Here is an 18,930-nt window from a genome sequence, read left to right as displayed (position 1 = left end):
CGCCGAGCGCAGCGCCAGCCCGCGCCAGCGCCCGCAGGCACCGAGCGTCTACAGACCGGACTCCTTCGTGCGGACCAGGACCGCTTCGCTGTCCGGGCAGAGCACGACGTCGTCGGGGGCCGCACGGCGCACGGCCTGCAGGTCCGCGCCGGTGAGCGTCACGCCCGACGCCGTCGACACGCCGCCCTGCAGCAGCGACGCACCGAAGCCGTAGCGGGCACGCTGGCGTTCGTAGAGCGCGAGCAGGTCCTCGGGGACCTTCGCGGCGATGTCCGCGCGGCTCTGGGTGGCGGCGGCGCGGTCGTTCTCGAGGCGCTGGATCTCGGTGTCGCGCTCGGCGACGAGCCCGGCGCGGGAGGCCTCGACGTCGGCCAGGCGGGCCTCGACGTCACCCACGCGGGCGCGGTAGACGTCGAGCCGTTCCATGATCTCCAGCTCGGAGGTCTCGAGGTCCCCGATCCGGCGCTGCAGCGAGTCGAGCTCGTTCTGCAGACCGGCGGCGTCCTTCGCGTTCGCGTGCTGGAGCATCGTGGTGTCCCGCTCGACCCGGGCTTGTGCGGTGGCGGTGTCGGACTCGAGGCGCGCGAGGTCACGCTCGGAGTCCTCGACGTCACCGGTGGCCGCGGCCAGTTCGCTGCGCAGCGACGAGGCCGTCTTGCCGAGCTCGGTCAGCCGGTCGCCCTTCTGCAGGGAGCTGATGCGGTGGGCGATCCGGGTGATGTCGTTGTCCAGTCGCTGGACGTCGAGGAGGATGACCTGGTCCTCGGGTGCTGCCTTCATGGTCAGGCTCCTTCGTTGTGGTGCTCGGTGGTGGGGGCTGACGGCAGGACCGCGAAGTCCCACGGGTCGGTGCGCAGGTCGCTGACGGTGACGCGGACGCCGGCGGCCTGGCGGAGCTGTTCGGCGGCGACGTCGAGCCAGAGCCACTCGGTGGCCCAGTGCGAGGTGTCGATGAGGGCCGGGCCACCGACGAGCATGGCCTGCTCGCGGAACTCCGACGCCGGGTGGTGGCGGAGGTCGCTCGTGACGTACACGTCGGCGTCGAGCACGGCGGCGTTGCCGAGCAGCGAGTCGCCGGCGCCGGCACAGAGCGCGACGGTGCGGACGGGCTGGTCGTAGGCACCCGACACCCGGACGCCGGAGGCCGTGGCGGGGAGGACGTCGACGATCCGCCGGGCGAGGACACCGAGTGACACGGGCTCGGCGAGCACCCCGACGCGACCGATCCCGGTGCCGTCGGCGTCGCCGGGCTCGAGCGGGCGCAGGTCGGTGAGCCCGAGCCGCTCCGCCAGGACCGCCGAGGTGCCGGTCGTCACGACGTCGGCGTTCGTGTGGGCGGCGACGAGCGCGCACCCGCCGCGGATCAGCGTGGCGAGGACGGAGCCCTTGTACGTGGACTCGGCGACCGTCGTCACGCCGCGCAGCAGCAGCGGGTGGTGGGTCAGGAGCAGGTCGGCACCGAGCTCGACGGCTTCCTGCGCGGTGTCGGGGACGGCGTCCACCGCGAGGTGCACGTGCTCGACCACGGCGTCCGGGTCACCGGAGACGAGCCCGACGGAGTCCCACGACTCGGTGCCGGCAGCGGGCCAGAGGGTCTCGATCACGGCCTGGAGATCGCGGAGCGTCGGCATCCCGTCAGTCTACCGAGCGGACCGGATGGACCGGGCCCCGAGCGTCGACGGGGTCCGGCGCGTGGTCACCGGCGGCCGACGACGCGGAGGACGGCAGCGACGACGCGTGCCCACCAGCCGGGCCGAGCCGACGTGGGGGTCGCCACGGTGTCGTCCGCAGCGGTGTCCGCTCCGGGCAGGGCTGCCGCGTGCTCCTCGGGGAACACGACGGGCGTACCGGCCGTGGGCGCGTCGGACTCGGCGCGGTGCGCCCGCAGCACGGCTGCGAAGGCATCACGGTCGATGACGGTGGGACCGGTGGCGGGCGAGACGAGGGGGGTGGGTCGCGTGTTCGCGGACACCGGGGTGACGGCCAGGAGGCTCGGCACGAGTCGCGCGGGCTCGTCACGGTCGGCGTCGGTGTCGTCGAGGACCGCGCTGGTCGCAGCGACGGGAGCGGCCACGGGCAGCACGAGCGCCGGAGCGGGTCGCGGCGCGGGGGTGGGCGCAGGTGCGAGGACGGTCACGGCGCCGGTGGTCGCAGCGCGGCGGGCTGCGGCACGGTCACGACGGTCGGCTTCGTCGGCGGCCTCGGCGAGGAGGTCGTCGAACACGGACCGGGCGTAGGCGCGGGCGGCCTCAACCTCGGGGTCGGACAGGTCGGCGACGGCGGCTTCCCAGGCCTGCAGGCGGGCGAGGTCCTCGTCGCGGCGCAGGACCTGCTCCTGCAGGACGACGATGCGCTCCAACGTGGGCCGACCGCTCTGCGCGGAGACCTCGACGGCGAGCTCCTCGATGCGGAGGGCCAGGCGCTCGGGCGGCTCGGGGAACGACGGGGCGCAGGTCGAACGGTGCCGGCCGTGGTCGCGGGGACGTCGGAACGCGGTGTCGTCGGCGGGAGCGGACGGCGCAGCGGCGTCCGGCGATCCGGACGCAGGCGCTCCGGTCGCAAGCGCGGCTGGCTCGGTCTGGGCTCGCTCGGTTTGGGCAGCCTCGGTCGGCGCGTCCACCAGCAGGTCGGGACGCTGGACGGGGCCCGTGACGGGCGGCACCACCAGGTCGGCCAGGTACGGGGTGCGGGTGGCCGGGGCGTCCCTGAGCCACTCCTCGACCTCGCGACCGAAGGGGTCCACGAGCGGGGTGCGTGTCCCGGACTGCGTCTCCATGGAGGAAGTATGAAACATCGTGAGCGTCGCTCTGCGACACATCGGCGGTGTGTCGCGGGATCGGCTGGCATGTCAGGCCGCAGGACGCCCTGCGGAGGGCCCATCGAGGGTGCGGCGCGGGCGCGTTGACGACCGGGTGGCGACCGGGAGGTCAGAGACGGTCGGCGAAGGCCTCGAGGAGCGTCCGGCCGGCAACCCAGTCCCCCACGCCGCTGGCGATGTTGACGTGGCCGTGCGGACCGATCCGTTCGACGTCGGACCCCAGGACGGCGGCCAGCCCCTCGGCGCGGTCGCGGGTGCAGTACGGGTCGTCGTCGCTCACCACGACCAGGGTCGGCGTCGCCACCGCCCTGGTCGGGAACGCGAAGCCCCTGGCCGCGTGCGGGAAACCCGGCGCGTCGGGGTCGGGCGGCGCGACGAGGAACGCGCCGGCGACCCGACCGTCGTCGTGCTCGGCGAGCCACTCGGCCACCGCGAGGACCCCGAGGCTGTGGGCGACGAGGACGGGCGGCCCGTCGACGGCAGCGACCGCGGCGTCGAGCGCGGCGGACCAGTCGGCCGGGTCGGGCTCGGACCACGAGGTGGGCGCGATGCGGACGGCGTCCTCGCGCCGGTCGGCCTGCCACACCGACTGCCAGTGCCCGGCATCGGAGTTCCAGATCCCGGGCACGATCACCCACGGTCGCGGTCTGCTCACGCCCCGAGCGTAGGGGACGGGGTGGCCGCGGTGGTCAAGCCTGCAGCGTGTCCCGCGGGTCCTCGCCGAAGCGGGTGGCGTACGCGGCGGAGAAGCGGCCGAGGTGGGCGAACCCCCAGCGCACGGCGACGGCGGCGACGGTCAGCTCGCCGGGCGCACCACGACGGAGCTCCTCGCGGATGCGGTCCAGGCGGATCCCGCGCAGCATCGAGTTCGGCGCGGTCCCGACCTGTCGCTGGAAGGCCTGCTGCAGCCCGCGGACACTGAGCCCGACGTGGTCGGCGACGTCGGTCGTGGAGATCGGGGTGTGGGCGAACGCGTGCATGTACTCGACGGCCTCGCGGACACGGCCGGTGGCGCCCTGCGGCAGCGGGACCTCGGGCGCGAGCAACCGGTGCGGGAAGGTCTTCAGCAAGGCGAGCGCCGTGGCCCGGGCGATCTCGGCGAGCCCGATGACGGAGACCGGTGGGGAGCCCAGCACGACGCCGGCTGCCCGCTGCACCTGCTGGTTCCAGACGCGCAGGTCCTCGGGTCGCGGGGCCGCCGTGTGGTCGAACACGAGCGGCCCGGGCTGGACGCCGTGGAGCTCGGCGGCCATCTCCTCGAGGTGCGTCCGCTCGAACTGCACCAGGCTCTGCCGGACGTCGGCGAGCTCGAAGACGAACGGGCGGCCGGACGGGAACATCATCGGCGACCCGGGCCGGAGCTGGGCCTCGTCGCGACCGATGTCGATGCGTCCGCCGCCGTCGGCCGTCCACATGACGGCGTACTCGTCCTGCAGCTCGACCTCACCACGGACGCGCGCGTCGAAGCGGGTCGAGCGGAACGAGATCTGGTCGTTCCCGACGCCGCGGAACCGGTACGCGAACGGACGATCGGTGCGTGCGGCCACGAAGCCGGCACCCTCGTAGGCGTCCTCGTACATCCGCAGGGCGTCCTCGAGGACGGTCCCCGAGGTCTCGAAGCTGCTCCTGGGATCGGACTGGTCGTTCATCGCGGTGATCGTGACACGGCGGGGGCCAGGTGTCTCAATCGTTCACACGAGTTTGCGGGTTCCGGCCGACCCGGTGCGTTTACCGGATCAGGCGGCGGACCGTCCAGGTGTTCGTCTCGCCCTCGCGGGCGTACCGCAGCTCGTCGACGACCATGCCGACCAGCGCGAGACCGCGACCGCTCTCGGCGGACGCGTCGGGGAGCTCGGCGGCCGAGGGGTCGACGGCGGCGGGCCGACCGTCGTCGGTGAGCCGGGCCTCCAGGCCGCCGTCGCGGACCGCGAGGGCGAGCGAGCAGGCGATGCGCGCGTCTCCTGCGGCGTGTTCGACGACGTTGGAGGCGAGCTCGACGAGGGCGAGCTCGAAGGCCATGCGGTCCTCGGGACCGACGGAGGGCTCTGTCCCCCACACCCGGGCGAGGAACTCGTGGACGGCGGTGACGTCGTCCGGTGGCGACGCGAAGTCGAGGCGGTGCTCGGCCACGGCGGTGCCGGTCAGGCCCAGTTGGCGACCGCGGCGTCCCCGTCGGGGTACGTCCGGAGGATCTTGTCGATGTTCGACAGCGTGAGCACCATCGTCACCTGTTCGGACGGGGCGGCGATGCGCAGGTCCCCGCCGGCCTGGCGTGCGGTCTTCAGGCAGCCCACCAGGGCCCCCAGCCCGGAGGAGTCCATGAACTCCACACCGGACAGCTCGACGACCACCCGGTGGTGACCGCCGTCGACGACCGTGGCGACGGTCTCGCGGAACGCCGGTGCCGACACCATGTTGAGTCGGCCCGTGCACTCCAGGACGGCGGTGTCCGTGCCTGTCTCGTGTACGACGATGTCCATGCGGATGCCCCCTCTGATCGGAACGTCTTGCTCCGCGACCCTACCGGTTCTCCGGGTCGCCGCCCGTCAGTCGGCGCGTCGTGTGGCCAGCGCCTGCACGACGACCGCCGCGCCCATCAGCACGACCATGACCGAACCCATCGCGATCGCCGTCCCGCCGAGCAGTCCGGCCAGCGGTGTGCCGAGCCCGCCGAGCCCGAACGACAGGCCGCCCTGCAGCGCTGCAGCGGTCCCCGGGTGCGCCGCGCCCACGTGCTGCGTCCGGGTCATCGCGGCCGGCAGGACGAAGCCCCAGGCGCCGGTGACCACGGCGAGCGAGACCCAGACGGCGACCGGTCCGAGGCCGAGGAGCGCCGACACGAACACCCCGGCGGCACCGATCGTGCCGACGAGCAAGCCGGCGGTGAGCAGCGCGTCCTCGGAGAACCGCCCGACGACCCGTCGGAACACGAGCGTCGTGATGATCATCATCGTGGCGTTCGTGGCGAAGACGATCGTGTACAGCTGCTCGGAGAAGCCGAACTGCGTCTGGAACACGAACGAGCTCGTCGCGATGTAGGCGAAGAAGCCGATCGTCGACAGCACCCCCGTGAGCAGGTACGCCCGGAAGCGCGGAATGGCCACGAGCTGCCGGATGCGCTGCCAGTTCGCACCGAGGCCGATCCCGCCGCGGGCGGCCGGACGCAGGGTCTCGTGGAAGAACGGCACGACGAGGGCGAAGAACACCGCGCCGAGGACCGCGAGCACGACGAACATCACCCGCCACGTGCCGACCAGCAGCACCGCTCCCCCGGCCAGCGGCGCCACGACCGGACCGATGGCGTTGATCGCGGCGAGCGTGCCGAACACCTTGGCCATCCGGGGCCCCTCGGTGACGTCGGACACCATCGCGCGGCCCGCGACGGCCGCAGCCGCCCCGGCCAGGCCCTGCACCACCCGGGCGGCGACGAGCGTGCCGACGTCGGGCGCGAGCGCGCAGCCGAGCGAGGCGAGCGCGAACAGCGCCGTCCCGCCGAGCATCAGGGGGCGACGGCCGATGCCGTCGCTGACCGGTCCGGCGAGCAGCTGCCCGACCGCGAACGCCACGAGGAACGCGGTGAGCGAGAGCTGGACGGCGCTCGGCGTGCTGCCGAGGTCGCGGGCGATCGCGGGCAGCGCGGGGATGTACATGTCCGTCGCGAAGGGCGAGACCCCGACGATGAGCGCGAGCGGCACGATCGGGGGCAGGGTCGTCCGGAGGGGCCGGTTGCGGGTGCGCGCCGACGTCACAGCGTCAACGCTACGCCGTGCCGAATCGATTCGACGGGGCTGGGACGGTGCTTCGTCGGCAGCGGACGGGGTCGCGAACGGTCACGACACCCCGCTCAGGTCCGCCGAGCGGTCGGCAACCGTCGCTGGGGTGGCGGCGGAGCGACGATCCGTGACCGGTCGGCGTCACGCCGACGGGGTGCCGCGACCAGTCGGAGAGCGTGACCGTCCGGTGCCTGGTCACCACGCGGCGGACGGGAGGCTCCCCACCGGCGGGCACCGAGCCTCCCGTCCGCCCCGTGGTCGCGTCCGCCCCGTGGTGGCGCCCCGTGGTCACGCGCGCCCCGCACCGTGCGCGGTCGCCCGTCCGGTGCGGGGTCGCACAGGCCGTGCGTCTCCACCGCGCCGCACCACGTGGACGACCTCGCACCAGGCCGCGCACGGCGCGGATCAGCCCGTGTTCTGCAGGCCGGCGGCGATCCCGTTCACGGTCAGCAGGAGCAGCCGGTGGTCGGCGTCCGTCGGGTCGGTGCTCCCCGTCGTGCGGATCGCGCGGAGCGCCCGGAGCTGGAGGTGCGACAGGGCGTCGACGTAGGGGCTGCGCAGGCGAACGGCGCGGGCGAGCACCGGACGGTCCTGCAGGACGTCGGACCCGCCGGAGACCCGCAGGACCCAGTCGCGGGTGCGGATCATCTCGTCGAGGACGGCGGCCGCCAGGTCGTCGCGGTCGGCGAGGTCGAGGTACCGGCGCGCGATCTGCTCGTCCGTCTTCGCCAGGGACATCTCGACGTTCTTGATCATCGCGCCGAACAGCGGCCACTCGCGGAACGCGGTGCGGAGCAGGTCGACGTCGCCGACGGCCTCGAGCGCGGAGCCGAGGCCGTACCAGCCGGCGAGGTTGATGCGGGCCTGGGTCCAGGAGAACACCCACGGGATGGCGCGGAGGTCCTCGAGCGACTCCACCGACAGGCCGCGACGGGCCGGACGGGAGCCGAGCGGCAGCAGCCCGATCTCCTCCATCGGGGTGACCCGGGCGAACCACGGCGCGAAGCCCTCGGCCTTGACCAGGCCGTGGAAGGCCTCGCGGGAGACGTCGTCGAGACGCTGGGCGAGGTCGCGGAAGCGGTCGGCGGCGGCCTCGGTGCGGGCCTCGTTCGAGGGCGAGGACGCGAAGAGCGTCGCAGCGGCCATCTGCTCGAGGTGTCGGGCGGCGATGTCCTGGTCGCCGTACTGGGCGAAGATGACCTCGCCCTGCTCGGTGATCTTCAGGCGGCCGTCGATCGACCCGGGCGGCTGCGCCAGGACGGCCTCGTTCGCGGGTCCGCCGCCACGGCCGAGCGAGCCACCGCGACCGTGGAACAGCGTCAGCTCGATGTCGTTCTCCCGGGCCCAGCGAGCGATCCGCGCCTGGGCGTCGTACAGCGCCAGGTTCGCGGAGACCGGGCCGACGTCCTTCGAGGAGTCGGAGTAGCCGAGCATCACCTCGAGCTTCCGACCGGTGACGGCCAGGCGGCGCTGGAAGGCCTCGGTGCGGACGGCCTCGTCGAGGATCTCCACGCTGGCGTGCAGGTCGGCGAAGGTCTCGAACAGCGGGATGACCTCGAGCACCGGTGCGGCCTGGACGGACCCGAGGGCGGCGACCGCCAGCTCGTGCACGTTCGCGAGGTCGGCGGCCGACTGCGTGAAGGAGACGATGTAGCGGTTCGAGGCCCGGACGCCGTAGCGGCGCTGCAGGTCGGCGATCGTCCGGAAGACCGCGAGGACCTCCTCCGTGGTCTCGCTCAGCTCGCCGCCGGCACGGATCTCGGCCAGGGCGGCGCGGTGCACCTGCGAATGCTGCCGGATCTCGAGCTCGGCGAGGTGGAAGCCGAAGGTCTCGACCTGCCAGATGAGGTTCTGCAGCTCGCCGTACGCCGGCCGGGCGGCACTGCCGGCGACCAGGGAGGCCTGGATGACGCGGAGGTCGTCGAGGAAGGCCTCGGGGCCGTCGTACGCCAGACCCGGTTCGCCGCGGCGGGTGGCGTCGAGGCGCGCCGCGGTGAACAGCAGCGCCCGGCGGTGGGTCTCGTTGGGCGCGCGGATGCCGATGCGCTCGGCGATCTCGACGTCGAGCGACTCCTGCGCGAACACGAGCGCGGTGAGGCCCGGGTCGGCCGGGGTCTCGTCGTGGTCGAGCGTCAGTGTGCTGCCGATGCGGGTGGCGGCGCGGGCCAGGCCGAGCAGGATGTGCTCGGCGGCGATGTCCGCGGCCTGGCGGGTGACGGCGGCCGTGACGTGCGGGTTGCCATCGCGGTCCCCGCCGATCCACGTGCCGAAGCGGACGAACGCGGGGGCCTGCACAGGTGCGCTGCCGGCGGCGTCCCCGAGCAGCCGGTCGTCGAGCAGGCGGTAGACCTGCGGCACGATCTCGAACAGTGTCTGGTCGAACACGCTCATCGCCGTGCGGACCTCGTCGAGCGGGGTCGGCCGGGTGGTGCGGAGCGGGGACGTGCGGAGGAGGGTCGTGATCTCCTCGAGCAGCCGGCGCTCGTTCTCGGCGCGCGCCATCGCGTTCTTCGCGGAGTCCCGCTCGTCGATGAGGTCCGTGATGCGCCGCACGGCCGTGGTGACCGCGCGACGACGGGCCTCGGTCGGGTGGGCGGTCAGGACGGGGTGGAACCGGAGGCCGTCGAGTCGCGCGGTGGCCTCGTCGGTCCCGAGCTCGTCGACGAGGCGCGCGAACGTCGCCGGGAAGGAGTCCCCCGCGACGCCGCCGTCGTCCCCGCGGAGCCGGAGCACGCGCACGCGGTGGTGCTCCTCGGCCAGGTTCGTCAGGTGGAAGTAGGTGGTGAAGGCGCGTGCGACCTCTTCGGCACGCTCGGCGGACATGGCGGCCACGACCGCCTCGGCCCGTGCGGCGCCGTCGACGTCCGAGCCCTCGTAGGCCGTGATCACCGCTGCGCGCAGGGACTCCACGTCGCGCAGGAGCTCGTCGCCGCCGCTCTCCCGCAGCACGCGGCCGAGGAGTTCGCCGAGGTAGCGGACGTCAGCGCGCAGGTCGCTGTCGACCGCGCCGCTGACATCGTCGCGGGCACTGCCGAAGCGTGTCGAACCGTCGATCGCCGTCATGGGGTCCTTTCGGGTCAGGCTCGCCCGGGGTACCGGTCCGGGACCCCAGCAGCGTATCGGGAGGCGGGTCTCCGTGACGACGACCGTCCGGACGGGCTGCCGAGGTGGCGCCAGGCACGACGTGCGGTGGCGCCGGGCACAACACGTGTGTGCTGCGCGGCGCTGTGCGGGGTCAGGCGGTGGCGGTCGCCGGCGGCGCGAGCGGTCCGCGCTGGGCGTCGAGCCCGGCGAGCAGCCCGGTGTTGAGCGCGTACGCGAGCTCCACCTCGGCGATGACCCGTTCGCGCTCGTCGTCGTCCCACGGGGCTGCGTCGAGCTGCGCGCGGTAGGTGTCGCCGAAGGCGTTCGGGTCCGCGACCTGGTCGAAGATGTAGAAGAGGACACCGTTCGTGTCGAACCCGAACTGCTCGGCAAGTAGTGAGCCGAGCAGGTGGCCGCCGGACAGGTCGCCGAGGTAGCGCGTGTAGTGGTGCGCGACGAAGCCGCCCGGCCACGTGGCCGCGACCTCGTTGAGCCGGCGGACGTAGGCGGTGGTGGCGGGGAGCGGGCAGACGAGCTCCGCCCAGTCGGGTCCGACCAGGTACTCGAGGTCCGCGCGGATCGCCGGCATCCGGGTGAGCTGCGGCGTGACGAACGGCGCAGCGACGGGGTGCTCCGCCATCCGGTCGGCGGCGCGTTCGAGGGCGTCGTAGACGAAGGCGTACTGCCCGAGCAGGGCGGCGTAGTCGGCCACGTCACACTGGCCGTCGACCAGGTCGTGCATGAACCCGTTGCCCGCGGTCGTCCCGTGCGAGCGGTGCGTGCGTCGGCGCAACAGCTCGGAGAACGGGGTGACCGTGGTGTCCATGGAGGTAAGGCTAGCCTTACCCTTGGCGACGTCAAGGGTCTTCTCCCAGGAACCCGGCCGCCACCCGAGAGGACCCTCCCCCACGATGAGCTCCAAGAACCGCCCGCAGTCCGTCTTCGTCGTCGAGCGCACGGAGCGCCTCTCGCCGCACATGGTCCGCGTGCACCTCGGAGGCCCGGCGTTCGACGACTTCATCGCGGGCGCTGCCCCGGAGGCCCTCGCCGCCACCGACACCTACGTGAAGCTCCTGCTCGCCAAGCCCGGGCTCGGCCTGGAGCCGCCGTACGACCTCGAAGCCCTCCGCGAGACGCTCCCGAAGCAGGACCGTCCGGCCCGCCGCACCTACACGGTCCGCGCCGTCGACCACGTCGCCCGCACCATCGCGATCGACTTCGTGGTGCACGGCGACGACGGGCTCGCCGGACCGTGGGCAGCGTCCGCCCAGCCCGGCGACCGGCTCGCCCTCTCCGGCCCCGGCGGCGGCTACGCACCGAGCGACGACCCCGCCGTCACGCACGTGCTGCTCGGCGACGACAGCGCCCTGCCCGCGATCGGCGCCGCCCTGGAGGCCATGCACGACGCCGCCACGGGCGTCGCCCTGGTCGAGGTGGCCGGTCCCGGCGACGAGCAGGCGATCCGGCACCCGGCCGGGGTCGACCTGCGGTGGCTGCACCGGGACGCCACCGGCGCCGAGCCGGGCACGCTCCTGCTCGCAGCGGCCCGGGCGCTGCCCCGTGCCTCCAGTCCGGTGCAGGTGTTCGCGCACGGTGAGCGGGCCGCGATGAAGGCGATCCGTCGACTGCTGCAGGACGAGTGGCAGCTGGAGAAGCGCGACCTGTCGCTCTCCGCGTACTGGGCGCTCGGCCGCGCCGAGGACCGGTTCCAGGAGGAGAAGCGCGAGCCGATCGGCGTCATCTTCGACTGACGCACGTCGGCTGGGCTGGTGTGCCCGGTGCCGGCCGGGAGGCCCGGGTGGCGTCGGACGTGCCGGGTAGCGTGCCGCGCATGGTCCCGTCCTGCTGCGTCCCCGGCTGCGCGAGCCCGCTCGCGGCCGACGCGCCGGTGCCGCTGTGCGCGCTGCACGTCGCCGTCGTCGCGGACCACGCCGCCGAGACGGTCGGCGTCGAGGACCTGCTCCCCGGGCCCTGTCCCGTCTGCGGCTCCCGGGTCGGCGTCCGCTTCGCCGCGGGTGCGGTGTGCGCCGTGTGCGAGTGGCGGTGGGGCGAGGTGCCCGACGGTGACCTCGCTCCCCCGCGGGTCGACGTCGTCTACTACCTGCGGCAGCGCGACCACGTCGGCGACCGCGTGAAGATCGGCACGACGGCGAACCCCCGGCAGCGGCTCGCGCGGATCAGCCACCAGGACCTGTTGGCGTTCGAGCGCGGGGACCGTCGTCTGGAGCGCCGGCGTCACGAGCAGTTCGCCGCCACCCGGTACCCCGGCACGGAGTGGTTCCGCGTGACGCCGGAGCTGCTCGCGCACGTCGACGTCGTCGCCGCGGGGGTGTCCGACCCGTGGGACGTGCACGCGCGGTGGACCAGCGAGGCGCTCGCGCTCCGCGGGTGAGCGTTGTCCCGCCGTCCTGGCCCGCGGTGCCGCCTCGCGGTCCTGGCGTGCGGTCCTGGCCCGCGGTCCTGGCGTGGTACCCCCCTGGGGTATATGGTGGGGATCACGACGACGAAGGGACGGCCGCGATGAGCGAGCTGACGAACACCTACGGGATCACCGGCATGACGTGTGGGCACTGTGTGACCAGCGTCGACGAGGAACTCAGTGCCCTGCCCGGCGTCACCGCCGTCGCGGTGGAGCTCACCGTCGGCGGCGTCTCGACCGCCCGCGTGACCAGCAGCCAGCCGCTGGCGACCGACGACGTCGCCGCTGCCGTCGAGGAAGCGGGCTACACCCTGGTCGCCTCGTGACCGCGACGGTGACACCGGTCGAGCTGACGATCGAGGGCATGACCTGCGCGTCCTGCGCGAACCGCATCGAGCGGAAGCTCAACAAGCTCCCCGGCGTCTCGGCGAGCGTGAACTACGCCACCGAGCGCGCCACGGTGACGCTGCCGGCCGAGCTCGCGGTCGACGACGCCATCCGCACGGTCGAGGCCGCCGGCTACGGGGCGCACCTGCCGGAGCCTGTCGCGGACGACGCCGACTCGACCGCACCGCTGCGTCGGCGGCTCGTCGTCTCCACCGTGCTCGCGGTCCCGGTGGTCGCCCTGTCGATGGTCCCGGCGCTGCAGTTCCCCGGGTGGCAGTGGGTCGCGCTCGTCCTGGCGCTCCCCGTCGCCGTGTGGGGCGCGTGGCCGTTCCACCGCACCGCCGCCGTGAACGCCCGCCACGGTGCCGCGTCGATGGACACCCTCGTCAGCGTCGGGATCGCCGCAGCGACGCTCTGGTCCGTGTGGGCGCTGGTGTTCGGCGGGGCCGGCGCGATCGGGATGCGGATGGCCTTCACCTGGCTGCCGCACCCGGGCACCGCTCCGGAGCCGTACTTCGAGGTCGCCGCCGCCGTGACGGTGTTCCTGCTCGCCGGCCGGTGGTTCGAGGCCCGGGCGAAGGACCGGTCCGGCGCGGCGCTGCAGGCGCTCCTGGCGCTCGGCGCCCCGACCGCCCGGGTGCTCCGCGACGGCGTCGAGACCGACGTGCCGACCGCGGCCCTCCGGGTGGGTGACCGCTTCGTGGTGCGCCCCGGTGACCGCATCGCCACGGACGGCGTCGTGGTCGACGGCAGCAGTGCCGTGGACACCAGCGTGATGACGGGCGAGGCCGTCCCCGTGGAGGTCGGGCCCGGCGACGCCGTCACCGGTGCGACCGTCAACGCCGGCGGTCGGCTCGTGGTCGAGGCCACCCGGGTCGGTCGGGACACCGAGCTCGCCCGCATCGGCCGGCTCGTGGTCTCCGCGCAGTCCGGCAAGGCCGACGTGCAGCGCCTGGCCGACCGGGTGTCCGCCGTCTTCGTGCCGATCGTGCTGGGACTGGCCGTGCTGGCCCTCGTCGGCTGGCTCCTGCTCACCGGGGACGTGCAGGCCGCGTTCACCGCCGCCGTCGCGACCCTGGTCATCGCCTGCCCCTGCGCGCTCGGGCTCGCGACGCCGACCGCGCTGCTCGTGGGCACCGGACGCGGCTCCCAGCTCGGGATCCTGATCCGCGGCCCCCAGGTGCTCGAGGCCACCCGTCGCGTCGACACCGTCGTGCTCGACAAGACCGGCACCGTCACCACGGGTCGGATGACCGTGCACCGTGTGACCGCCCTCGCCGGCGACGACCACGCGGACGTCCTCGCCCGCGCCGCCGCCGCCGAGGCCGGGTCGGAGCACCCCGTCGCCCGGGCGATCGTCGCCGCACACCCGCAGCACCCCGTCGCCGAGTCGTTCCGGTCCAGCGCCGGGCTCGGGGTGCAGGCCGTCGTCGACGGGGCCCTCGTCCTGGTCGGCCGACCGGCATGGCTCGCCGAGCAGTGGGCCGTCGAGATCACCGACGAGGTCACCGCCGCCGTCCGGACGGCGGAGCACGCCGGAGCGACCGCGGTCGTCGTGGCGTGGGACGGAGCCGCCCGCGGCGTCGTCAGCGTCGCCGACACCGTCGCACCGACCAGCCGCGACGCCGTCCGTCGGATGCACGCGATGGGGCTGCGCACCGTCATGCTCACGGGCGACGCCGCCGACGTCGCACGCACCGTCGCAGCCGAGGTCGGCATCGAGGACGTCGTCGCCGAGGTCCGGCCGGAGGACAAGTACGACGCCGTCGTCCGACTGCAGCACCAGGGCCGCTCGGTCGCCATGATCGGCGACGGGGTCAACGACGCCGCCGCACTGGCCGCCGCCGACCTCGGCATCGCGATGGGCAGCGGGACCGACGCCGCGATGGAGGCCGCGGACATCACCCTGGTCCGTGCCGACCTCGGAGCGGCTGCCGACGCGATCGCCCTCGCCCGCCGGACCCTCGGCACGATCAAGGGCAACCTGTTCTGGGCCTTCGCCTACAACGTGGCCGCAGTGCCGCTCGCGATGGCCGGCCTGCTGAACCCGATGATCGCCGGTGCCGCGATGGCGCTGTCGTCCGTCTTCGTCGTCACGAACAGCCTGCGTCTGCGGTCGTTCCGCAGCGGAGCCGACATCGGCACGTCCGGGCGGACAAGGCGGACCGGGCGGTCGGCGCGGGCCGCGCGCGCCGACCGCTCTCAGCGCGCGTAGGCGTCGACGAACAGGGCCCCGCGCAGGTCACGGAGGGTGTCGACGAGCCGGTCGACCGTGCGGCCGGAGATGCCCGACACCTGCAGGTCGTGGGGGCCGAGCGCCGGGAGCCGACCGGTGCGGATGCGGACGACCTCCCACCCGACACTCCGCAGGGCGCGGTCCTTCCGGCGGTCGGAGTCCTCGCGCTGACCCACGTGCTCGAGGCCGTGGCGTCCGGTCGAGTCGTACTCGATCGCGACGCGGAGCTCCGGCAGGATGATGTCCGGCCAGGCCTCGACGTGGTCGTGGAACGGGCGGTCGAGGCGGATCGCGTTCTGGTCGAAGGTGAAGTCGAACCGGGACGACAGCGCGGCGCGGAGCTCGGCCTCCACCGCCGAGGCCGTCGCGGGGGCGCAGACGCTGACGAACGCGTCTCCCGAGGGCAGCCTGGGCGTCTTCGGGCAGATCGTGCGCGGTGCCGCGGCCCGGGAGCCCGACGACCGCCCGACGCCGCGACCAGCCCGGGTCGAGGCGACCACCCCGACGGGCATGCCAGCACCAGCACCACCCCCACCGCGGCGCGCGGGGGCTGCCGGCAGCGTCTGTCGGCCCGTCGCCCGCACGGCGCGCTGCGGTGCGGGGACGGCAGCGGGCCAGTCCTCGGGCAGCGTCGGCCAGCGCTGGGGCTTCGCCATCAGGGAGCACTCGGGGCACCACACGGACCGTCGACGTTCCCGCCCCGGGCGAGCGCGCTGCTCGGCCGGGGTCGCGACGAACACGTGCCCGACGTCGCACTCCCACGTCAGCAGGACCTCGGCCGCCGGCGGGATCTGTGTCAGGACGACGCCGGCGTTCCAGTCCGGGTGGTACTGCCGGATGAGCACGGGGTAGGACGCCCAGGCATCGCGGAACTCCCCCACGGCGTACGGCATCGGCACACCGCGCGACCACTGTCGGCGGCGCCACCACGCGTCCACGGGTTCCACCACGGCCGTCACGGTAGGACGAGCCACCGACAGAGCAACCCCGATCGCGCGCGTGACGGATCGGGTCCACGAGGACCGGGAGCGGACGGCCGGATCCGTCAGCGCGGCGGCGGGACGATCGTGAACCGCTCGGGTCCGGCGGTCGAGCCGTCCTCGAGCACCCGGATGCCGGACTCCACACACGCCGAGACCCCGTCGCGGTGCACACGCTCCGGACGTGGGCGTCGCGGGACACCGGCGTCGCCGAACACCGCCCACGCGTTCGGCGCCGCGGCGCTCGTGAACCGCGTGCTGTACCGGACCCCGGCGAACCCGACGGCGTCGAACGCCCGCGCCCAGGCCTGTGGCACGCGGTAGTCGACCATCGTCTGGAGCTCCGCACCGACCCCGTGCCGGACGGCGTCGGGAGCGGTGACGTCGGCGAAGCGACGACCGCGGGACGCCCGAGCCGCGACGACGACCATCTCGCGGGCGCGACCGACGAACACCGTGTTCGTGTGGAGCGTGTGGTGGGCCAGTCGCTCGCGCACCGCGACCTCCACCGAGTCGGCCCAGTAGCAGGTGCCGCGCGGTGCGGCGAGGTCGAACCGACCACCGTCGACGCCGTCCGCGTCCGCCGGGGTGCTCGCGAACCACCAGGCACCGCGGTCGTGGCGCTTCGCCCGGTAGAACGTCGTGCCGCGTGACTCGGCGGTCGGGAAGCCCGCGAGGTCGACGTCCGCTGTCGGTGCACGCTGCGCGACCTCGGTGCGGCGCTCCGTCACGCGTCGGCCAGCCAGGCGCGCTCGGCACGTCGGGCCGCACGGAGCACCGGGTCGTGCCGTCCGTCGCGGAGGGCCTGGGCGGCGGTGGTGCCGCCGAACGCATCGGCAACGGTGTTCAGCCAGAGGGCACTGCCCCACGGGTCGATGTGCTCCGGGTCGAGCAGCGCCAGGACCTCGCGCAGGTGCGGCAGGGGCGCTCCTGACGGGCCGAACTGGAACGAGGGGAAGATCCGGCTGCCGTCGCCGATCTTCAGGCCGAGCAGGTCGCCCTTCGCGCTGGCCTTGCTGATCGCCTGCCGGGTGACACCACGCCACGCCGCGAGCGAGGACGCGTCGTAGAAGGGACCGATGAGCTCGTCGGCCTCGTGCTTGACCGACGGCAGCGCCGCGACCATCCGGTCGGCGAGGGCACCGACGTCCGGCACCGCCGCGAGGGCGTCGTCGTAGCGACCACCGCGGAGTCGGTCGCGGATCGCGGACAGCAGCGCCGCTTCGGTCGTGCTGTTCCCAGCGCGTTGTGTCGTCGGCATCGTGTCCGCCCTCCTGCAACCGTGTCAACCGATCCTACGACCGTCGCGACAACCACGTCAACCACTCGATCACGATGGCATACCCTGGAGGGGTACCCATTCCAGGAGGCGTCATGACCGACCACACCCACGGCTACATCTCGTCGAAGGACGCCTACCTGAAGCGCCTCAAGCGGATCGAGGGCCAGGCACGGGGGCTGCAGCGCATGGTCGAGGACGAGCAGTACTGCATCGACATCCTGACGCAGGTCTCCGCGATGACGAAGGCCCTGCAGTCGGTCGCCCTCGGGCTCGTCGAGGACCACCTGACCCACTGTGTGGCCGATGCGGTGGCCGACGGCGGCGACCCGAGCGCCAAGGTCAAGGAAGCGTCCGAAGCGATCGCCCGTCTCGTCCGCTCCTGACCCGCGCGGGAGAAGAGCGAACCCGGTCAGAGTCCCGCCCAGTCGATGCGGTCGAACAGCGCACGCAACTTCTCGGCGCGACCGGGGTGCACCTGACCCACCCAGCCGATCCGCCCGAGCAGGTGCGCGCGGAAGTCGCCGTGGCCACCGCGGTCCTGCGACGCCGGGCCGTGCACCACGCAGTTGTGCAGCACCGCGTGCAACCGGTCGACCTCCCGTCGTCCGGGTGACGTCCGCTCGTTCACCACGACCCCGGTCACGGACTGGCGCACCCCGGCTCGCCGCACCCGGGTCTTCCGGGGGTTCAGCACGTGCCCCTGGTCGCGCACGATCCGGTCGACCCCGCGGAGGAACGCTTCGGCCCGGGCAGCGAGCCGGTCCCCGCCGCTGAAGGTCAGGTCGTCGGCGTACCGCGTGTAGACCGCGTCCACCGAGGCGGCCCACCCCGCCAGCCGAACGTCGAGGTGCCGGAGGGCGAGGTTCGCGAGCGCCGGTGACGTCGGCGCACCCTGCGGCAGGTGCGCGGTCGTGAGCGCCCGGCGGAGCGCGGTCCGCTCGTCCGGGTCGCCACCCGGTGGCATCGCGGTGAGCACGTGCGGCGGTACCCGGTGTGTGCAGACGCCGGTCAGCACGTGCGCCAGCGGCTCCGCGAACCCGGCGGTGCGGAAGACGCCGTAGACCGTCGGCGCCTGCACCGACGCGAAGAACGACGTCAGGTCCGCGGCGACGACGACCCGCTGGCCGACGTGCGCGGCGGCCCCGGTGACGACGCTGCGCCCCGGCACGAACCCGTGGGCGGCGTCGTGCACCGGCAGGGCCGTCAGCAGCTCGTCGAGGATCGTCCGCTGTGTGCGACGGAGCATGTCCAGGGGCTTCTCGAGCAGACGGGGCGTCCGGCCGGGGCGGTGCACCCACTCGTGCCGGTGGTGGTGCAGCGGGCTCGACGGTCCCCGGTTCCGGTTCCACCCCTGCGTGTCCGCCAGCCAGAGCAGCCGCCCCACCGTGAGGTCGAGTGCGCGGGCGAGCTCCGGCAGTGTGTCGACGAGCAGCCGACTGTCGGTCTCGGGGCGGGAGCGCACGGCCGTGGCCCGGCGCAGGAGGACCCGCACCGGACGGTGGTCCTCGCGGGACCGGTGCAGCGTCGACAGCCTCGGGTCCCCCGCGAGTACGGCGGCGAACTGCCGCGGGGCGTCGACGGGTGGTCGTGGGTACGCCCGGAGCGCCGCGGCGACGGCCAGTCCGACGTAGGCGCGCTCCGTGCCGACCACGTCGTACCCGGCTGCGACGAGGTCCTCGTGGTGCCAGGACTCCGCCGCGAGGAAGGCGTCCGCGAGTGCCCGCGCGACGACGGCGAGGGGCGTGGTGTTCCCGGGGGACCTGTCGGTGCCTCCGTGAGGGAGCGCGCGCGGAGCGCGCCGAGCCTCTCGGGGCGTGTCGTCCTGCTGGTGCTGCGTGCCCCGGGGTGACCCCGGAGAGGTCGGCGCGTCACGCGCGCCGTCCGCCTCCCCCGGGAACTCCACGACGTCACCCTACGGCGACCCGGTGACCAGGTGCATGACGCCAGGCCC

19 protein-coding genes are annotated in these 18,930 nt (G+C 73.9%); 5 read left to right on the top strand and 14 right to left on the bottom strand.

All coding sequences use genetic code 11. The annotated features are described in order from the left end of the window. Positions 1-48 precede the first annotated feature (48 nt). From OVA28_RS12240 to OVA28_RS12195, 10 genes are all read right to left on the bottom strand, one after another. Positions 49-780 carry a zinc ribbon domain-containing protein gene (locus OVA28_RS12240; protein ID WP_267424906.1) on the bottom strand — a complete coding sequence of 244 codons (732 nt, stop codon included), beginning with the start codon at positions 778-780 and terminating at the stop codon, positions 49-51. A 2-nt stretch (positions 781-782) separates the two neighbouring features. Further along, a complete protein-coding gene (locus OVA28_RS12235; RefSeq protein WP_194661075.1) occupies positions 783-1,631 on the bottom strand; it encodes a Nif3-like dinuclear metal center hexameric protein in 849 nt (282 codons plus the stop codon). 65 nt (positions 1,632-1,696) lie between these two features. Further along, complete coding sequence (locus OVA28_RS12230) at positions 1,697-2,776, bottom strand: hypothetical protein (protein ID WP_268097152.1); 1,080 nt, start codon at positions 2,774-2,776, stop codon at positions 1,697-1,699. Positions 2,777-2,927: 151 nt separating this feature from the next. After that, complete coding sequence (locus tag OVA28_RS12225; RefSeq protein ID WP_268097151.1) at positions 2,928-3,473, bottom strand: RBBP9/YdeN family alpha/beta hydrolase; 546 nt, start codon at positions 3,471-3,473, stop codon at positions 2,928-2,930. A 34-nt stretch (positions 3,474-3,507) separates the two neighbouring features. Continuing rightward, positions 3,508-4,467 carry a helix-turn-helix transcriptional regulator gene (locus OVA28_RS12220; protein WP_268097150.1) on the bottom strand — a complete coding sequence of 320 codons (960 nt, stop codon included), beginning with the start codon at positions 4,465-4,467 and terminating at the stop codon, positions 3,508-3,510. A 79-nt stretch (positions 4,468-4,546) separates the two neighbouring features. Next, positions 4,547-4,948, bottom strand: coding sequence for an ATP-binding protein (locus tag OVA28_RS12215; RefSeq protein ID WP_268097149.1), 402 nt, complete (start codon positions 4,946-4,948; stop codon positions 4,547-4,549). 11 nt (positions 4,949-4,959) lie between these two features. Then, positions 4,960-5,298, bottom strand: a complete 339-nt coding sequence (locus OVA28_RS12210; protein ID WP_071275811.1) for an STAS domain-containing protein — start codon at positions 5,296-5,298, stop codon at positions 4,960-4,962. Positions 5,299-5,364: 66 nt separating this feature from the next. Next, positions 5,365-6,567 (bottom strand): multidrug effflux MFS transporter, encoded by a 1,203-nt coding sequence (locus OVA28_RS12205; protein WP_268097148.1) that lies wholly within the window; start codon positions 6,565-6,567, stop codon positions 5,365-5,367. Between the two features lie 429 nt (positions 6,568-6,996). Continuing rightward, positions 6,997-9,654 (bottom strand): phosphoenolpyruvate carboxylase, encoded by a 2,658-nt coding sequence (locus tag OVA28_RS12200; protein WP_268097147.1) that lies wholly within the window; start codon positions 9,652-9,654, stop codon positions 6,997-6,999. A gap of 172 nt (positions 9,655-9,826) precedes the next feature. Then, positions 9,827-10,501, bottom strand: a complete 675-nt coding sequence (locus OVA28_RS12195) for a biliverdin-producing heme oxygenase (RefSeq protein ID WP_194661082.1) — start codon at positions 10,499-10,501, stop codon at positions 9,827-9,829. 85 nt (positions 10,502-10,586) lie between these two features. Here OVA28_RS12195 and OVA28_RS12190 point away from each other — a divergent pair, with 85 nt between their 5' ends. The 4 genes from OVA28_RS12190 to OVA28_RS12175 all read left to right on the top strand — a co-directional run bounded on the left by OVA28_RS12190 (position 10,587) and on the right by OVA28_RS12175 (position 14,696). Further along, positions 10,587-11,426 carry a siderophore-interacting protein gene (locus OVA28_RS12190; protein ID WP_268097146.1) on the top strand — a complete coding sequence of 280 codons (840 nt, stop codon included), beginning with the start codon at positions 10,587-10,589 and terminating at the stop codon, positions 11,424-11,426. Positions 11,427-11,506: 80 nt separating this feature from the next. Next, a complete protein-coding gene (locus tag OVA28_RS12185) occupies positions 11,507-12,067 on the top strand; it encodes a GIY-YIG nuclease family protein (RefSeq protein WP_268097145.1) in 561 nt (186 codons plus the stop codon). A 128-nt stretch (positions 12,068-12,195) separates the two neighbouring features. Continuing rightward, the gene (locus tag OVA28_RS12180) at positions 12,196-12,420 is read left to right on the top strand and encodes a heavy-metal-associated domain-containing protein (protein ID WP_268097144.1); all 225 of its coding nucleotides are present in this window, start codon (positions 12,196-12,198) and stop codon (positions 12,418-12,420) included. Next, positions 12,417-14,696, top strand: coding sequence for a heavy metal translocating P-type ATPase (locus OVA28_RS12175; RefSeq protein ID WP_268097143.1), 2,280 nt, complete (start codon positions 12,417-12,419; stop codon positions 14,694-14,696). Before OVA28_RS12180 ends, OVA28_RS12175 begins: the two co-directional genes overlap by 4 nt. On the opposite strand, the gene OVA28_RS12170 is transcribed toward OVA28_RS12175, so the two are convergent. From OVA28_RS12170 to OVA28_RS12160, 3 genes are all read right to left on the bottom strand, one after another. After that, positions 14,684-15,667 (bottom strand): hypothetical protein, encoded by a 984-nt coding sequence (locus OVA28_RS12170; RefSeq protein ID WP_268097142.1) that lies wholly within the window; start codon positions 15,665-15,667, stop codon positions 14,684-14,686. The genes OVA28_RS12175 and OVA28_RS12170 overlap by 13 nt on opposite strands. A 95-nt stretch (positions 15,668-15,762) precedes the next feature. Continuing rightward, the gene (locus OVA28_RS12165) at positions 15,763-16,428 is read right to left on the bottom strand and encodes an RES family NAD+ phosphorylase (protein WP_268097141.1); all 666 of its coding nucleotides are present in this window, start codon (positions 16,426-16,428) and stop codon (positions 15,763-15,765) included. Further along, positions 16,425-16,958, bottom strand: a complete 534-nt coding sequence (locus OVA28_RS12160; RefSeq protein WP_268097140.1) for a hypothetical protein — start codon at positions 16,956-16,958, stop codon at positions 16,425-16,427. The genes OVA28_RS12165 and OVA28_RS12160 overlap by 4 nt, the downstream gene beginning before the upstream one ends. Before the next feature lie 113 nt (positions 16,959-17,071). Here OVA28_RS12160 and OVA28_RS12155 point away from each other — a divergent pair, with 113 nt between their 5' ends. Continuing rightward, positions 17,072-17,362, top strand: a complete 291-nt coding sequence (locus tag OVA28_RS12155; protein WP_071275827.1) for a metal-sensitive transcriptional regulator — start codon at positions 17,072-17,074, stop codon at positions 17,360-17,362. A gap of 26 nt (positions 17,363-17,388) precedes the next feature. On the opposite strand, the gene OVA28_RS12150 is transcribed toward OVA28_RS12155, so the two are convergent. Then, positions 17,389-18,882 carry a reverse transcriptase family protein gene (locus OVA28_RS12150; RefSeq protein ID WP_268097139.1) on the bottom strand — a complete coding sequence of 498 codons (1,494 nt, stop codon included), beginning with the start codon at positions 18,880-18,882 and terminating at the stop codon, positions 17,389-17,391. Positions 18,883-18,930: the final 48 nt, after the last annotated feature.

It is taken from the genome of Curtobacterium sp. SL109 (assembly GCF_026672405.1).
GTDB lineage: Bacteria > Actinomycetota > Actinomycetes > Actinomycetales > Microbacteriaceae > Curtobacterium.
This window is presented reverse-complemented; position numbering and strand designations above follow the sequence as displayed.

Excerpts from the sequence above, each read along its gene's own strand:
- OVA28_RS12160 (WP_268097140.1), bottom strand. The coding sequence starts at position 16,958 with ATGCCGACGACACAACGCGCTGGGAACAGCACGACCGAAGCGGCGCTG.
- OVA28_RS12235 (WP_194661075.1), bottom strand. The coding sequence starts at position 1,631 with ATGCCGACGCTCCGCGATCTCCAGGCCGTGATCGAGACCCTCTGGCCC.
- OVA28_RS12240 (WP_267424906.1), bottom strand. The coding sequence starts at position 780 with ATGAAGGCAGCACCCGAGGACCAGGTCATCCTCCTCGACGTCCAGCGA.
- OVA28_RS12155 (WP_071275827.1), top strand. The coding sequence starts at position 17,072 with ATGACCGACCACACCCACGGCTACATCTCGTCGAAGGACGCCTACCTG.
- OVA28_RS12200 (WP_268097147.1), bottom strand. The coding sequence starts at position 9,654 with ATGACGGCGATCGACGGTTCGACACGCTTCGGCAGTGCCCGCGACGAT.
- OVA28_RS12180 (WP_268097144.1), top strand. The coding sequence starts at position 12,196 with ATGAGCGAGCTGACGAACACCTACGGGATCACCGGCATGACGTGTGGG.
- OVA28_RS12185 (WP_268097145.1), top strand. The coding sequence starts at position 11,507 with ATGGTCCCGTCCTGCTGCGTCCCCGGCTGCGCGAGCCCGCTCGCGGCC.
- OVA28_RS12210 (WP_071275811.1), bottom strand. The coding sequence starts at position 5,298 with ATGGACATCGTCGTACACGAGACAGGCACGGACACCGCCGTCCTGGAG.
- OVA28_RS12190 (WP_268097146.1), top strand. The coding sequence starts at position 10,587 with ATGAGCTCCAAGAACCGCCCGCAGTCCGTCTTCGTCGTCGAGCGCACG.
- OVA28_RS12220 (WP_268097150.1), bottom strand. The coding sequence starts at position 4,467 with ATGAACGACCAGTCCGATCCCAGGAGCAGCTTCGAGACCTCGGGGACC.
- OVA28_RS12195 (WP_194661082.1), bottom strand. The coding sequence starts at position 10,501 with ATGGACACCACGGTCACCCCGTTCTCCGAGCTGTTGCGCCGACGCACG.
- OVA28_RS12230 (WP_268097152.1), bottom strand. The coding sequence starts at position 2,776 with ATGGAGACGCAGTCCGGGACACGCACCCCGCTCGTGGACCCCTTCGGT.